Annotated in this window: 14 protein-coding genes and 2 pseudogenes; 9 read left to right on the top strand and 7 right to left on the bottom strand. The window is 38.5% G+C overall.

Annotated features, from left to right (window positions below; genetic code table 11):
- Window position 1 precedes the first annotated feature (1 nt).
- The gene (locus C7B70_RS05090) at window positions 2–736 is read right to left on the bottom strand and encodes a DUF3120 domain-containing protein (protein ID WP_106367985.1); all 735 of its coding nucleotides are present in this window, start codon (window positions 734–736) and stop codon (window positions 2–4) included.
- Window positions 737–919: 183 nt separating this feature from the next.
- Between C7B70_RS05090 and C7B70_RS05085 the strand changes: the two genes are divergently transcribed.
- The 3 genes from C7B70_RS05085 to C7B70_RS05075 are packed head-to-tail and all read left to right on the top strand — an operon-like array spanning window position 920 to window position 5,945.
- Window positions 920–1,861 (top strand): undecaprenyl-diphosphate phosphatase, encoded by a 942-nt coding sequence (locus tag C7B70_RS05085; RefSeq protein ID WP_106367984.1) that lies wholly within the window; start codon window positions 920–922, stop codon window positions 1,859–1,861.
- A gap of 23 nt (window positions 1,862–1,884) precedes the next feature.
- Window positions 1,885–3,207, top strand: a complete 1,323-nt coding sequence (locus C7B70_RS05080) for a TIGR03279 family radical SAM protein (protein ID WP_106367983.1) — start codon at window positions 1,885–1,887, stop codon at window positions 3,205–3,207.
- Entirely contained in the window at window positions 3,207–5,945 is a 2,739-nt protein-coding gene (locus C7B70_RS05075) for a family 10 glycosylhydrolase (RefSeq protein WP_106367982.1), read from the top strand. The genes C7B70_RS05080 and C7B70_RS05075 overlap by 1 nt, the downstream gene beginning before the upstream one ends.
- On the opposite strand, the gene C7B70_RS05070 is transcribed toward C7B70_RS05075, so the two are convergent.
- On the bottom strand, window positions 5,942–6,676 hold the full coding sequence (locus C7B70_RS05070; protein WP_106367981.1) for a DUF429 domain-containing protein: 735 nt from the start codon (window positions 6,674–6,676) through the stop codon (window positions 5,942–5,944). The two genes, C7B70_RS05075 and C7B70_RS05070, sit on opposite strands and share 4 nt — an antisense overlap.
- Window positions 6,677–6,707: 31 nt before the next feature.
- Here C7B70_RS05070 and C7B70_RS05065 point away from each other — a divergent pair, with 31 nt between their 5' ends.
- Window positions 6,708–7,688, top strand: coding sequence for a glycerate kinase (locus C7B70_RS05065; protein WP_106367980.1), 981 nt, complete (start codon window positions 6,708–6,710; stop codon window positions 7,686–7,688).
- Window positions 7,689–7,770: 82 nt separating this feature from the next.
- Window positions 7,771–8,613, top strand: a complete 843-nt coding sequence (locus tag C7B70_RS05060) for an alpha/beta fold hydrolase (RefSeq protein ID WP_199192075.1) — start codon at window positions 7,771–7,773, stop codon at window positions 8,611–8,613.
- A gap of 63 nt (window positions 8,614–8,676) precedes the next feature.
- On the opposite strand, the pseudogene cysC reads toward C7B70_RS05060, so the two are convergent.
- Window positions 8,677–9,222 (bottom strand): annotated as a pseudogene (cysC, locus tag C7B70_RS05055) (adenylyl-sulfate kinase); the annotation flags it as partial.
- Between the two features lie 174 nt (window positions 9,223–9,396).
- On the opposite strand from cysC, the gene C7B70_RS05050 reads away from it, so the two are divergent.
- Window positions 9,397–9,927: a hypothetical protein gene (locus C7B70_RS05050; RefSeq protein ID WP_106367977.1), complete on the top strand. Its 531-nt coding sequence runs from the start codon at window positions 9,397–9,399 to the stop codon at window positions 9,925–9,927.
- Between the two features lie 99 nt (window positions 9,928–10,026).
- On the opposite strand, the gene C7B70_RS05045 is transcribed toward C7B70_RS05050, so the two are convergent.
- Both C7B70_RS05045 and C7B70_RS05040 read right to left on the bottom strand, forming a co-directional pair.
- Window positions 10,027–10,332: a glycosyltransferase gene (locus tag C7B70_RS05045; RefSeq protein WP_106367976.1), complete on the bottom strand. Its 306-nt coding sequence runs from the start codon at window positions 10,330–10,332 to the stop codon at window positions 10,027–10,029.
- 124 nt (window positions 10,333–10,456) lie between these two features.
- Window positions 10,457–11,743, bottom strand: coding sequence for a glycosyltransferase family 1 protein (locus C7B70_RS05040; protein WP_106367975.1), 1,287 nt, complete (start codon window positions 11,741–11,743; stop codon window positions 10,457–10,459).
- Between the two features lie 200 nt (window positions 11,744–11,943).
- Between C7B70_RS05040 and C7B70_RS05035 the strand changes: the two are divergent.
- A pseudogene (locus C7B70_RS05035) lies at window positions 11,944–12,060 on the top strand (IS1 family transposase); the annotation flags it as partial.
- Window positions 12,061–12,415: 355 nt separating this feature from the next.
- Here C7B70_RS05035 and C7B70_RS05030 read toward each other — a convergent pair.
- Complete coding sequence (locus C7B70_RS05030) at window positions 12,416–13,147, bottom strand: ABC transporter ATP-binding protein (RefSeq protein ID WP_106367974.1); 732 nt, start codon at window positions 13,145–13,147, stop codon at window positions 12,416–12,418.
- Window positions 13,148–13,963, bottom strand: coding sequence for an ABC transporter permease (locus C7B70_RS05025; RefSeq protein WP_106368065.1), 816 nt, complete (start codon window positions 13,961–13,963; stop codon window positions 13,148–13,150).
- 681 nt (window positions 13,964–14,644) lie between these two features.
- Here C7B70_RS05025 and C7B70_RS28260 point away from each other — a divergent pair.
- Together C7B70_RS28260 and C7B70_RS05015 are read left to right on the top strand one after the other, a co-directional pair.
- Entirely contained in the window at window positions 14,645–15,106 is a 462-nt protein-coding gene (locus C7B70_RS28260; RefSeq protein ID WP_199192074.1) for a hypothetical protein, read from the top strand.
- Window positions 15,107–15,113: 7 nt separating this feature from the next.
- The gene (locus tag C7B70_RS05015) at window positions 15,114–16,124 is read left to right on the top strand and encodes an NAD-dependent epimerase (RefSeq protein WP_106367973.1); all 1,011 of its coding nucleotides are present in this window, start codon (window positions 15,114–15,116) and stop codon (window positions 16,122–16,124) included.
- Window positions 16,125–16,155 lie beyond the last annotated feature (31 nt).

Genomic DNA, 16,155 nt, shown 5'->3' with positions numbered 1-16,155 from the left:
TCTAAGCGGCGATCGCGGCAACTAAAAATAAGCTGTCTACTAAAATTGTACTCAGCACCGCTCCCCCAAAAGCCCACCAATGCAGTTGTTTAGATAGCAAAGGCAACGTCCCACAAACTAGCAACACAGTAGCGAGAATTATTGCTAAACCTTGCCCTAGGGGTGTTTGCACTTGCGCCAAGGCACTATGTAAAATACTTGGTGTCAATTCTGGCTCAAGCATAATCTGCCGCCAGTGAGGAATCAAATCGACTGAATAAAAATATATATCTGTTAATACTGTTCCGAGTAAGGAACCTAGATAAAAATAGTTGCCTACTTTCCCCCAGCCGCGCTTTAAAGCGGCGATCGCAAAAGGCAAGGCGATCGCTTCTACAGGCAAATGTAACAAAGGTTCCCAGCGCATCCAGCCCCAGTAAACCGAGCCTGCTAACCAACTCCAACTAAAACCTAGTAATAAGTCTCCCCAAATATAAGTTTTGGGTGTACTCATCAACTTATAACTCAGCCACAACCACCCCGCCGTTAGTACCAAGCTCAACAGGGGAAGTACCCGCACTAAAGGCGCTTCAATAAATACGGGTACGGTTACTAAAAAAATCGCCGCTCCAAAAATTAACCAAGCTTGCCGAAAGCCAACTTGCCAAGAAATATTTATATTGCTAACTCTGGGCGATTCGGCGGTTGCTAACGCTGTAGTTGCGACGCTGTAAGGGGGCAATGTTTGGTTAACCAAGGTACTATATTAATATTATTTACTTAACTTAATCTTACTTAACGATAACATAAGATCGATGCCCTGGGGGGGCATATTAATAATACCTTAATTATTACGAACTACCGAGAAAGAGCAAGATTTAATGTTGGCAAAAGCGTCAATTTAAGGCGACACTGCGTAAGTCTTCTCAAAAAATAAATTATGTTTTCAATAAAATATCGAATTTTGGCGCTTTTTAGTACCGTTGCGGTTGTTGCCATACCAGTAAAAGTATGGAGTCAAATGCCAGCAACAACTACGACTCAACCGAATGTTTTTCAAGCAATTATTCTGGGGATGGTGCAAGGACTTACAGAATTTTTGCCTATTAGTAGTACCGCTCACTTAAAAGTAATCCCTGTATTGTTAGGCTGGGGAGATCCGGGAGTAGCTTTTACTGCGGTAATTCAGCTAGGAAGTATCGCCGCCGTACTATGGTATTTTTGGAGCGATTTAACTCAAATTACTATTGGGGCATTTACGGCAATTAAGCAGAAAAATTATAAATCCTACGATTTGCGCCTAGCAATTGGAATATTGCTGGGAACTTTACCTATACTATTTTTTGGACTATTAATAAAAACATTTATTAAAGATTTTAATAATTCCCCAGTACGAAGTTTAGGCGCAATTGCGATCGCATCTATAGTAATGTCACTGGTACTAGGATTAGCAGAGCAAGTAGGCAAGCGCCAGCGTAACTTTGAAAAATTAACCGTCACTGATGGGATACTAATGGGACTTGCTCAAGCTATAGCTCTTATCCCCGGTGTATCGCGCTCTGGATCGACACTGACGGCGGGGTTATTTATGGGCTTAGAAAGAGGTGCGGCGGCTCGATTTTCTTTTTTGCTGGGTATCCCGGCAATTACTTTAGCCGGACTTGTAGAACTAAAAGATGTATTAGAGACAGGAATAAGCAACGACGGGATAGTTACAATGGTTGTGGGCGTAATTTCTGCTGCGATATTTTCTTATTTAGCGATCGCTTGGTTACTGCGCTTCTTACAAACTCAAAACACCTGGGTATTTGTTTGGTACAGACTAGCTTTTGGCATAGCTATTTTAAGTGCGATCGCTACTAACTTATTGCCAAATAGCTAAAAGCTGCGCCGCCTCAAAGATTTATGAATGCCATCAATCCCGCCAAAATTACTAAAATTCTCCCTGACTCCATCGCCGCCGAAATGGGTTTTGAAGTTGGCGACGCTATTATATCTATCAACGGCACAAACCCCCGCGACTTGATAGACTATCAATTTTTGTGCGCCGACGAACTGTTAGAGCTAGAAGTAATCGACACTACAGGAAAAACTCATCTCTTAGAAATTGAGAAAGATTACGACGAAGGCTTGGGATTAGAATTTGACAGCGCTTTATTTGATAATTTAATTCAGTGTAATAATCGCTGCCCTTTTTGCTTTATCGATCAACAGCCCCCTGGTAAGCGCGAAAGCTTGTATTTTAAGGACGATGATTACCGCCTCAGCTTTCTTTATGGCTCTTACCTCACGTTGACTAACTTAAGTCAAAAAGAATGGTCAAGAATAGAGCAAATGCGTCTATCGCCCTTGTTTGTATCTGTCCACGCCACGGAGCCAGAAATTAGAACTAAACTATTAAAAAATCCTCGCGCTGGGGAAATATTACAACAAATCACGTGGTTTCAACAAAAGCGGCTACAAATTCACGCTCAAGTAGTAGTATGTCCCGGAATAAATGACGGCGATCATTTAGAAAAAACTCTCTTAGATTTGGCATCTTTTCATAAAGGCAAAAGTCCCGCCGTAGCATCGGTTGCTGTTGTTCCTGTAGGTTTAACTAAGTTTCGCCCCACCGAAGACGAATTAATCCCCGTTTCTCCAGAAAAAGCCGCCGAAGTTATCCAACAAGTGCAAAATTTGCAAACCAAATTTCGCACTTCTTTAAAGTCTACTTTTGCCTGGTTAGCTGACGAATGGTTTTTGATTGCAGGGCAAGAAGTACCGACTGAATCTCATTATGAAAACTACCCGCAGATAGATAATGGTGTCGGTTCAATTCGCTCTTTTCTCAAAGAATTTGACTTAGCCGCCGAAAGCTTGCCCAAGCAAATCTCCACAGTCAAAAAACTTACTTGGGTAGTAGGTAACGCTGTTGAAAAAGCTTTTCAGCCAATTGTAGAGCGGCTAAATAAAGTAGAAAACTTAGAAATAACTATGGTTGCCCTATGTAGCAATTATTGGGGACAAAATATTACAGTTACAGGCTTATTAACTGGACAAGATTTGTTATCAGGGTTACAACAGAACTACTTAGGTGATGGAGTGCTGCTACCTGCTATGATGCTCAAGCATGATGATACTTGTTTTTTAGACGACATGACCGTTACCGAACTTGCATCAGAACTCAATACGCCAATTTTGCCCGTCCGGGGGATTGCCGAGCTAATCGAGACTTGTATTAAATAATGCCAACAAAATTAAGTTTACCCGTGCTGCGATTAGTAGGAATGGCTACTTTTAGCCGCAAAAAAGTAGCAAATAAGAGTTTTTGTGCTTGGTTAGGAGTAATTGCTTGGAGTGCAAGCTTTTTGCCCCTATTTACTTTACCTAGTGAGGCTGCGGAAACCGAAATATTAGGCGTAGTCAAAAGCGAAGAAAATACTCAATACTGGCAAACTATTACTACACGTTTGCAGGCATCGGGAATAAATTATTGTGTTATTGATTTAGCAAGTGTAAGAAGCGTAACAGATTTAAGCGATCGCCCAGTGGTATTTTTGCCGAATATCGAGACAATTTCCCCCGCTCAGGCGATCGCTTTAGAAGGATGGATGAGTAAAGGCGGACGGGTAATTACTAGCGGCGCAGTAGGTAATAGAAGTCAACCCGGAGTTAGGCAACTAATGCGGAGTCTTTTGGGAGCTTATTGGGGGTTTGGGTTTAAAGCGCCATCAAAGTTACAACCATTAAAAACTAATTCCCAACAATGGGTAAGAGATTCTTTAGGCGGTACAGCTTGGGGAGGATCGGTAATTCCCACAGGCGTAACTAGCCAAACCGCCGCCGTTTGGCAATCGCCTAGCACTCCCTCCGCCGTTGTTACTACTGAGCGCACGACGCTTTTAGGTTGGAATTGGGGAACAAATGCTGCTACTACTACAGAATTTGATACCGCGTGGTTAAAAGCCGCCCTCAGCCGCCATGTCAAATTAGCTGCAAGTACAAGTATTAATAAACCCAAAAATTGCAATGGCGCAGTAGCCACAAACACAAATAGAGTTGCCGTCACGCCAAACAAACCTGTAACAAGACAAACAACTCAAACGCCTACAAATATAACAAGACAAATTGCACCGCCCATAGCTGATCGTCCAAGTAATAGAGTAGAAACAAGCTTTATAACGCCAGCCTCCGATGAGCCATTAGACAGATTAGCACCAAGGGGATTAGTTTCCCCCAATGCCAAAACTCCTATTACAGGGTTAGAAGCGATCGCTCTGCGTCAAGAATTAGATAACTTGATTGGTAGATTTGAAAGCGCCCAACTAGCCGCAAATTCCCGCAATCATCGCTCCCCAGAAACTACAGAAATAGCTAGTTCTAAAATTACCGCTATACCTCAAAGTGCAACTCAAGCCTTGGATAAAGCTAGAGAAATTGCCAAAACCTTACCTGGGCTAGTTAACACCAGAAACTACACCAAAGCAAGAAGTGAGTGGCTGAGAGCCTCTCAATTGTTGTGGAAAAATTACCCCACTAACCGCCCGATTTCTCAACCCGAAATTCGTGCTATGTGGTTAGATAGAGGCACAATTGTTCGTGCAGGCTCCGAGTCAGGGTTAGCAAAAATATTTGACAAATTAGCAGAGGCGGGAATTAATACTGTTTTTCTTGAAACCGTTAATGCTGGTTATCCCATTTATCCGAGTAAAATTGCCCCCCAAGCAAACCCTTTAGTCAAAGGTTGGGATCCTTTAGAGTCGGGAGTCAAGTTAGCTCACGAGCGAGGAATAGAATTGCACGCCTGGGTATGGGCTTTTGCTGTCGGCAATCAACGTCATAATAAGTTAGTTAATCAACCTGCTAACTATCCGGGGCCAGTGATTGCGGCTAATCCCGATTGGGCAAGTTATGATAACCGGGGTAGTTTGTTTCCACCCGGTCAAAATAAGCCGTTTTTAGATCCAGCAAATCCCCAAGCGCGTCAGTATTTACTAGCTTTGTGCGATGAAATTGCCCAGCGTTATAAAATTGATGGCTTGCAACTAGACTACATTCGCTATCCTTTTCAAGATCCCGCCGCCGATCGCACTTACGGTTATGGTACAGCTTCAAGGCAGCAGTTTAAGCAGTTAACGGGCGTAGATCCTACTGAGATTAGTCCGCGCGATCGCCTATTGTGGCAAAAATGGACAGATTTTCGCACCTTGCAAATTGATTCTTTTGTCGCTCAAGTAGCGCAAAAATTGCGAAAAACTCGCCCAAATATAATTATGTCTGTGGCAGTGTTTCCACTTTCGGAACATGAGCGCCTAAATAAATTACAGCAGCATTGGGAAGTCTGGGCGCAAAGGGGAGATGTAGATTTAATTATTCCCATGACTTACGCGCTAGATACTTACCGTTTTCAGCGTCTTGCTCAACCTTGGATTAATTCAACTAAGTTAGGATCGGCGCTGGTTGTACCAGGAATTCGTCTACTTAATTTAACGTCTCCCGTAGCAGTAGATCAAATTCAGTTAGTGCGAGATTTGCCCATTAGTGGTTACGCTCTATTTGCTGTAGATAATCTCAACAGCGACTTGCAAGGGATTTTTCAACGCACCCAAGGGGTTGCAAAAGAGCCAATTCCTTACCGTCAGCCTTTCGATGCGGCGGCGGCTAGATTTACCTCTTTACAACAGCAATGGGATTATTTATTAGCTAATAAACAACTTATTTTAGTAAAAAGCGGACAACCCACTTTTAACGCCAAAGCAAAGGTATTAGAAACGGCTTTAGCCGAACTTGCAGCTAATCCTACACCTGGGCGATTGAGTACCGCCAAAGGGGCGCTGAGTGCCTTTGAGTCGCAATTTATTGATGGAATGCGTTTTTATCGGTTAGAAAATCCTTACCAATTTAAAGTTTGGTTGAATCGGATCGATACTATAGAGCGATTATTAGTTTATGGCGATCGCATGGTTATCAAAAAGAACCGCTAATTCTCGCGTTTGGGAATCACAATATAACCGTTAGCGCGACTTCCTAACACTATATTTCTTTCTTTTCCCCAAAACCACCAGTAAGCGCCAACGTAAGCGCAAACTATACTATCTAACTTGTCTTCTAAAGCTTTTAAAGCTTTTCCTGTTGTCGGGATTTCGGCAAACAATACCGGATGAGAATTTAGATTGAGAGCGGGTTTAAAGGTGGGCAAAACATCCACAATATATCTATGCAGTTTAATTAGTTCTAAGCGCCGCTCTAATATGCGTCCTTTTTTGTACTTGAGAATTAAAGGTAAGTTAAATAATTCTATGATCGCCGGATGGGGGAATACTTCAATTTGATATCTACCTAGTTGTTGAGGTGTAATTTCTGGCGCGTGGACAAAACCTCGGTTTTCTAGTTCTATGCCAAAACCAACAGTGCGATCGGCAAAAGCCAGACCAAGATTAGCCGGATAACAACCCGCATGGTAGCGTCCAAAATATTTATGGGTTAGTTTGTCTGGTAAGCGGCTTCCCGTCAGGTTGGGGATGATTGTTGGGGCATCTACAGCCACGATCGCGCTATCTTGAAGTTGAACGCAGTTGTCTAACCAAAAAAGCACATCAGAAATTGCTTCAAGGCGATCTAAATTGAGTAAATTTAAGTTTAAGTCTACCAATTCCAAGCAACATAACCCGCTTGGTTGCGATTTCCAACCTAGATCGATCCCAATAAATTTCATTTAATAAAACTGAGTTTTTAATTTACACCTAATGGATTTGTGGCTTGAACAACTTTTAATAAATAACCGATCGCCATTATTCAATGCAGCACGGGTTAAAGCTTTTGGCATTACACCATTGAATATAGAATATGAGCCTATTTTTCGCTCTATTTACCCAAATTGCAGCCAGTTTAATCAACAAATTCTAAAGCTTCCCGCCGATAAGTTTGCCCTCAATCTATGGACTTTGTGGCTACCTTTGGCAATGCTGATCGCAACGTGGCGGAAGTCGCAATCAAGACCTTTAATTCAAGGTATTTTAGCCGGACAAGGCACAGGGAAATCTACTTTAGCTTCTATCCTAATATTGATTTTGGGTGAGATGGGTTATCGCACTTGTAGCTTGTCTTTGGATGACTTGTACAAAACTTACGAAAGTCGCCTAATTTTAAAACAGCAAGACCCGCGTTTAATTTGGCGTGGCCCTCCCGGTACTCACGATCTAGATTTGGGTGTCAATGTCTTGGATGCGTTACATCAGCCTAGTTCTGACGCAGTAATACAGCTTCCCCGCTTCGATAAATCGGCTTACAACGGTGCGGGAGATCGAGGAATTTCTGAAGCCGTTTCTAGGGCGGATATCATCTTATTTGAAGGTTGGTTTGTCGGGGTTCGACCCATCGATCTGGGAGTTTTTGACACCGCGCCACCGCCAATTATTACCGATAGCGATCGCCAATTTGCCCGTGATATGAATGCAAAATTAGCGGATTATCTACCTTTATGGGAACGCATAGATCGGTTAATTTTGCTGTATCCTCTTGACTATCGTTGGGCTTTGCAGTGGCGACAACAAGCCGAACATCAAGCTAAGTCTTTGGGTAAATCAGGAATGAGTGACTCAGAGATAGTGCAGTTTGTCAATTACTTTTGGCAAAGTCTGCATCCAGAATTATTTATCAAGCCCTCACTCTCGGTAGATTTGGTAATTGAGATTATAGGCGATCGCTCTTGGGGTAAAATCTACTAGCCGAAAAAGAGTTACTTTTGTAAAGCTGCAAACCAAGTTTACCAATTACCCATTACCAATTACCCATTACCCATACAGCGTGATAGTTACAGAAAATAAAATTAAAGTTGGCTCAATTGATTGGTTTTACCGTGAGTCTACCCCAAGAAGCGAAACAGACTTAGTACCAGTAGTTTTATTACATGGTTTGCCTACCCATAGCTACCTTTGGCGGCAAATTATGCCAGGTTTAGCAAATCAAGGGACAAGATGTATCGCTCCCGACTGGGTTGGTTTTGGCTTTTCTGCTAAACCTGAACTCAAAGAATTTAATTATACTCCTGACGCTTTTATTAATGCTTTAGCCGAATTTCTGCAAGCGCTAAAACTCGAACGTTTTTCTTTAGTAGTCCAAGGCTTTTTAGGTTCTGTAGGCTTACAGTATGCTTTACGTCATGCCGAGCAAATTGAAAGTTTGGCAATTTTAAATACGCCCCTTGCCTCTAGTGCCAAATTACCTTGGCAAATGAAACAATGGGGTTTACCTTTAGCAGGAGATATGTTGACTCAAGATCCCTTGCTGGTAGATCGAACTTTAGAAAGTGGTAGTCGGTATCGAATAGGCGATCGCGATTTAGATATTTACCGTCAACCTTTCCTAAAAAGTTCCTCTGCCGGACGAAGTTTAATGTCTGTGGTGCGAAATTTACAGTTGCCTTCAGCAATGGCGGAAATAGAAGCTGGATTTAAACAATGGCAGTATCCCACCGCAATTATTTGGGGAATGACCGATCCTTGGCTACCTCCCATAATGGCCCAAAATTTTGCCGCCGCTATCCCTCACTCAAAATTTATTCAGTTAGAAGAAGCGGCACACTACCCGCAAGAGCATTTTTATGATGTAGTTCTAGAAAGCCTTTTACCTTTTGTTCGCCGGGTTAGTTAGCAGCTAAAACTATTCCCCTTAGTATTCATGCTTAGGGGGAAAATGCTCCGGGTCAGCAAATTCCTAAAGCTTGCTCTCTAAAACGGCTAATTGGGCTAATACTTTAGCTACACTTTGTTCTAAAGTCTCACTATCGGTTTTACATTCTACTTCAGGATTAATCGGTGGCTCATAAGGGTCATCTATACCAGTAAAATTTTTAATTATTCCTGAACGAGCTTTTTTATATAACCCTTTAACGTCTCTTGCTTCGCATACTTCCAAGGGTGCATTCACATACACCTCAATAAAGTTGCCGATGCGATCGCGTACTTCGGTGAGAATTTCTCTGTAGGGTGATATGGCAGAAACTAAGACAATTAGTTGATTTCGGGTCAATAAGTTGGCAACAAAACCAATACGCCGGATATTTTCGTCACGGTCTTCTCGACTAAATCCTAAGCCTTTAGTCAAGTTTTGGCGAACTACGTCACCATCCAAACTCTCAACTTTATAATTAAGTAACCGCAGTTCTTTTTCTACAGCCTGACTAATTGTAGTTTTACCCGCACCGCTTAAGCCTGTAAACCACAAGGTCACACCAATTTGTCCCCGCTCCATTAAACAACTCTTCTTTGATAATGTATTTGAACCTTAAAATTATCAACTGAATAATTAGGCTTCAGGGGAGTTGACAAAATAAATTAATAGCCTTCTGTAAATTTACTTAGAGATTTTTTGCAGTGATAGAACTAATCGTATAAGTAAACCATCCAAATTAGATAGATAATCTCTGTAATAGCTATGAAACTCTACTTAAAAACAAAAGCACTCTTAGTTTCTTTGGCTTTCTGTGGTGCAGTACAGTTAATGGCAACAGCCGAAGCTCACGAAGCCTCTACACGTAAAGGCGGGGAATTAACTACCAATACAATATTATTAGCGCAAACCCGCTTAAATCGCTTAAGTGAATCAGAAACCAAAGATTTATTAAAGGATGTAGATAAAAATACTCGTGATTTTCAAAAAAGTGTCGATCTCGCTGTAGATGACAGCCGCTTAAATGACTCTAAACGGGAAGATAATCTAAATAATTCTATTAAAGAATTTAAAGACTCGGTTAAGCAAATGCGCGATCGCTATTCCCGTGAAAAAACCTTCTCCTCTAGTGAAGTTCAAGACGTGCTTAATCGTGCGGCTAAGATGGATACTTTCATTAGTAGAGGTCGTTTAAAAAACGACGCTATTAAGCAAGATTGGGAAGATGTCCGTGCCGATCTTGATATTTTTGCCCGTAGTTCTTATGGTAGAGGAACTTCCTACAATCGCCGCTAAGAGCCATTCCTGACAAATACTTTGATTCAGGGGACATTAAAAGCTAGAGTTCCCCTGAATAGTTTTGTAGGCGTTCAAAGTTTCTTTGGCGGTTCTCTCCTAAGAATACAACTTTGCTTGGGCTTTGCCTTTAATAATTAGCTCGTTACGCAAGTTGTGATCACCCACTACACGCAAAATTGCCTCTGCTAAACTAATTACATCCTTGGGATCGACTAAAATAGCTGCGTCTCCGGCTACTTCTGGCAATGATGAAGTATTAGATGTTACCACCGGAGCGCCTAAAGTCATTGCTTCTAGTACAGGTAAGCCAAACCCTTCATGGTAAGAATGATAAACAAAAATGTCAGCTTTTGCATAAAATAAAGCAACTAATTCATCTGGTAAGTAATCGAAATAATAGATGCAATTTTGTTAACTGTTCCAGAAAGTGTAATCGGTATATTCTACTCTCTGAATAGTTACTATATAACTAAGTTTATTACTAATATATTGGTCATAAACGATAGTTTTTAGAATATTTCTCGTTCTAAATTACTTTTTTATAAGCTTCATATAGTTTATTAACATAGTTATTAACACTAAATAATTTTGCTCTTTCTTTTCCGGCTAATGAAAGCTGTGATTGTAAGCAAGGATTATTAATTAACTTTTCTATTTCATCTCTAATATTAATTACATCATAAGGATCTACATATAGAGCCGCATCTCCACATACTTCTGGTAAAGAGGAAACATTAGATACAATGGTTGGACATCCTAAAGCCATCGCTTCTAAAGGAGGTAAACCAAATCCTTCATATAAGGAAGGAAAAACAAAGCAACAAGCACCTTTATACAAGTAAGTCAAATCACTTTTTGATACATATTCAAAAAACCTGATTTTTCTAATAAAGTATTTACTAAAAACTGTTTGAAGTCTACCAATTTCATCTTCCCATAGCCAGCCTTTCTTACCAACAATGATTAAAGGCATAGAAGTATCTAGTTTTATATAGGCTTCTATCAATCTACCTAAATTCTTTTTTGGTTCTATAGCTCCAACAAAAAGAATATATTTTTTAAAATGTAATTTATATGGTTTCAAGAAAGTTGAGAGTTCATCTTCATTAAATATATGTTGTATTTCTACAACTGGTTGGTATGTCACAAAAACTTTATCAGAAGAAACCTTAAAAACTTCTAATATATCTTTTTTAGTATTTTCTGAAACTGTTAAGATAAGGTTTGATTTCTCAATAGCGTTTTTTGTAATGTTAAAAAAGAAATCTTTATTATCTAAAGTTGTATATGGTAGTTTTAACGGAATTAGATCGTGAATAGTAGTTATCTTTTTTGCCTTATTTACTTCAAGCGGGAGAGGATAAGTTGCGTGCCATATATCTATTTTTTTATCAAATCTAATTTTATTTATTTGTTTAAAGTTTTTGTACAAAAAGTTAGCAATATCGTAACAATTATAAATGTTAAAAATGTTGTCGTAGTCTACTAAGTCAAAAAATGAATCCGATTCTTGCTTAATTGTAAAATCACTATTTTGTATATTTTTTCCTTTTTGATAAAATTGAGTAGCTATAGAAATTAAACTTTTAATTTGACCAAATTTGGTGTAAGTTTTAGGTTGTCTGTCAAAAAATAACACTTCATTCAAAATTGATTTATTACTTACACTAGAACGGCTGCATAATAAATTGACATTTGCTTCAAGTAAATTTAGAGATTTAATTAGACTCACGCCGTAAGTTTTTATACCTGTGCCTTGAATGAGTTCTAAGTTATAGCAATCTATTAATACATTAATTCCATTTAGGTTCATTGTATTTTTTCACTGAGATGATTTATGCACTATATAGATTTCTATTTATACTACAAACAGAATAAACTTTAACCCAAATATTAAACTACACTACTTCTATAATTATTTGATAGTCCTGGATATGTAAGGAGCTAAGACAGATAGATCTCTGTAAAGAGAACATAGAAACAAAACGATATTTTGCGGGGGAATCCTTCCCCCGCAAAAGAGTTTCTCATCTGGTTAGAAAAACCTTGTCATTCTCTAAAAAACTAGAAAAACACATCGGAGCTATTTGGTATTTCATCTATCACTGTAATGAATTGCTAGGGTTTTAAAGCCATCTGTCCTTACCTATTTAGGACTACCAACTATTTTATAACTTTATTACATCTGTTTATATTTTTTTAATTTGATTGTAGTAAAACTACTTTCTAGCTTAGAAGTCTAACTACTTAATGATTGTTTTTTAAAAGGGTAGCTTAATTTATACTTTAATAAGTTCAATATTTTAGCTTATTAATATAGATTCGATACTTTCAAAGTTTACTATATTGAAAAAAGTTAGAGATTGCACTATCTAATACTTTATAAACCTGTAGGTTGACATATACCATAAGTAACCTACTAAGTACAAGTGATAGGATAACGCTAAGTTACAAACTTGAAGTTTATACTTTATCTATTATCTAATCAAACAATATTGAGGTAACGAGAAACTGCTTCCTGAGAATTGCCAATGAACTTCAACTGCCCTTTGTCTAACCACATCACTTTACTGCATGACTTTTCGATGAACCCTAAATCATGAGATACAACTAAAATAGTTGCATTTGCACTCCAAAATTCATTAATACGCTGCTGGCACTTATTTTTAAAACTCTCATCTCCCACAGAAAGAACTTCATCTAAAATTAAAATATCTGGTTGTACATCAGTTGCGATCGCAAATCCTAATCGCGCTACCATGCCAGACGATAGGGCTTTTACTGGCACTAAGGCATAATCTTGTAACTCTGAGAACTCTAAAATCGTGAGTGTTCTTTCTCGCATCTGCGCTCTTGAAAATCCTAACAGCACACCGTAAAGAAGAATATTGTCTTTTACAGAAATTTCTGGATCGAACCCTGCTCCTAATTCAATTAAAGGGGCAATGTGTCCGCGTACCCGAACCTTGCCGCTTGTTGGTTGCAAAATACCGCAAATTATTTTTAATAATGTTGATTTACCAGAGCCATTAGCGCCTATTATTCCAATTTTTTCCCCAGAATTTACTACCAAATCGATTGTATCTAATACCAAATTCTTTGCTGGCTGACGATATTTACCTTGCAAAATAGATAAAACTGTCTTTTTTAGATCGTAAGAAAATTCTTCTTGGGTTCGTCGCCAAAGCGAAACTTGAGCTAGACGAATTACTTCCATTTACAGTAAATCCATAAATTTATGTCGCCACAGATGAAAAACAGTCCATCCAAATGAAATAATAACAATACTACTCAGCAACGCACCCCAAATTAAACTTAAATCTGGCGGTATTGCTTCTAAGGAGATTTGACGCAGACTCTCAATAATCGGAGATAAAGGATTTAATAATAAAAAAGGTTTTATCTGCTTGGGAACAATATCTGCGGGGTAAAATATAGGACTACTTAATAATAACATAAATACGACTAGCTCATAGAAATATGGCAAGTCCCTAAAAAATACATATAATGCACTTACTAAAAATCCAATGCCAGTGCAAACTAAAACTAAAGCAATACATGGCAATAAAAGTGCTAGTAAATTAACTAAACTTTTTGATTTAATTAAAGTAATCAATGCCAATAAAGGCAAAACACCTACAGCAAACTGAAATACGTTTGCTGCAATTATTGATACAGGGAAAATGCTTACTGGTAGATGGATCTTGTTCAAAATAGCTCCATTACCCACTATGCTTGTCAAAGCTTGTGATGTAGAAGCTGAGAAGAAATTCATAACTACTAAGCCTGTAAATGCTGCCAATACATAGTTAGTAATAGAATTATTGTAATAGGAGGCAAAAGCTGCCCCAAAAATTGCTGTGTATAGCCCTGTCATAATTAATGGGTTTAATAAAGACCAATAAACCCCTAACAAAGATCCCCGATAACGTACTTTTAGATTCCGTGACACCAGAACGTTCAACAGTTCCCAATAGCGCCATATTTGTGGGTGTTGCAAGTTTCCTTGTTGTTTAAAACGCTTACTATACATAAAATACTTATTAAGAAACTTTTGCAACAATTTTTGCGTCCGCACTAATTATTTATTTACTTTTTGGCAATGAAGCTTATTCTTATATAAAACTTCTATCCTAAAAAGACAGCCACTAGCAAAATAACTCGAAATTATCATGGCAATAGTACCATAAATTAGTTGAAGCTCTAGATATTTGCATGATTGGGCTTAGTTAAGGTAAATTGTATAGCAGTTTCAATCGTCGTCTTGTAAGTTTAGAGCAAATTTGACAAGTGCTGCCAAAACAAAGTCAGTACAGTAGTTTTTTTGCGCGGAATTAATCAGACAATTAGGCTTGCTTACAATACGGTCGTCAGCATTATTCGCACAGCAAGTCAAACGCAACTGGTTTGAGCAAGATAAAAGATAGCAGTGGAATAGTAAGGACTAAGTTGGATATAAGCGATTTTTTTCGTCTGATATGCCACATCACGGCAAAGACAAAACACAACGCCTAGAACAGATAAATGGCATTGTCTGAAAAGAAACCCGGCGATGGTATCGCCAATGACACAAGTTTGGCAAGGTTTGGGAATAAACGAGGATAATTGCAGCGCAAAAATTATTAAAGTAGTAGCTGGGGAAGATTGAGAGAGTTTAGAAATTAGTAGTATTTATAATACTATTATTGATACCGGAATTGATTAGGCTACATCAATTAAAGTAGCAAAAACTGCCAAAATCATTGAAAACACGCAGCGAGACTTAAATATTACTTTAATGCACAAACTTTCTTTAATATGCGATCGCTTAGGTATTCGCACTCACGATGTATTATCCACTGCTAATAAAGAACTACGGGCAATAATTATACTGGATGATATTTGTTCTCATTTAACTTTATTAGTGGATAGTTTAGGCGAAATAAATAGCTTGAGATTTTCTCAGAATATTTGGGAGTTTAATTTTATGGCTAACTCTGGATTTTATACTAATAGGCTAAGATACTCACAATTTTTAAAACTGTTTAGAGAAGCAGGTTTTGCAACGGAAGTAGTTCAAATTAGGCAGTGGGATGCTTTACCAACACCTAAACCGCAATTGTTTAAAAGATTTATTGCTAGGTCAGATGAAGAATTGAGTTTATATAGCTTTTCAGTAATTTTACAACCAGAATAACAAAACTATGAGGAACATTTTAGTAACTGGTGCGGCGGGTTTTATTTGCTTTCATTTATTCAAACATTTACTCGAAAAAGATGACCAGGTTTTTGGTGTTGACGATCTTAATAACTACTACGATGTAAATTTAAAATTAGCTAGATTAAGTCAATTAAAAAATCAGCCGAATTTTCAGTTTTACAAAATCAATTTAGCGAATAATGAGGAAACCTCTAAATTATTTACTGAAACAAAGTTTGATGTAGTTGTTAATTTAGCAGCCCAAGCTGGCGTACGTTATTCTCTGGAAAATCCCCATGCTTATATAAATAGTAACCTAATTGGTTTTACCAATATTTTAGAAGGCTGTCGTCACTCAAGGGTCAACCATTTAGTATTTGCGTCCTCTAGCTCTGTCTATGGGGCTAATACCAAAATGCCTTTTTCAGTTCATGATAATGTAGATCATCCTATTAGCTTGTATGCTGCTACTAAAAAAGCTAATGAATTGTTAGCTCATACCTACAGCCATTTATATAAATTGCCAACTACAGGGTTGCGCTTTTTCTCTGTTTATGGGCCGTGGGGAAGACCGGATATGGCACTTTTTATGTTTACCAAGGCTATTTTGGCAGGACAGCCAATTGATGTGTTTAATCAAGGGAAAATGCAACGAGATTTTACCTATGTTGATGACATCGTAGCAGGGGTTGTTAAGGTCATGGATAAATTACCATCACCTAATCTTGAATGGTCGGGAGACACGCCAGACCCTAGTAGTAGCAATGCTCCTTATAAAATATATAATATTGGCAACAATCAGCTTGTAGAGTTAATGTATTTTATTAAAGTGTTAGAAAATTGTCTTGGCAAAGAAGCTAAAAAAAATATGCTACCAATGCAATTAGGTGACGTTCCTGCAACTTATGCAGATATAGACGATTTATATAAGGATGTAGGGTTTAAACCAATTACTTCTATTGAAACAGGGATTGAACGTTTTGTAGCTTGGTATAAAGACTACTACAAAGTGTAATGAAGATTCTGCAAGTTGGTGCCGTTGGTTT

Origin of the sequence: Chlorogloea sp. CCALA 695 (assembly GCF_003003885.1) — a bacterium.
Taxonomy (GTDB): Bacteria; Cyanobacteriota; Cyanobacteriia; order Cyanobacteriales; family Chroococcidiopsidaceae; genus Aliterella.
The sequence above is the reverse complement of the archived record's forward strand: the minus strand, read 5'-3'. Positions and strand labels throughout refer to the sequence as shown.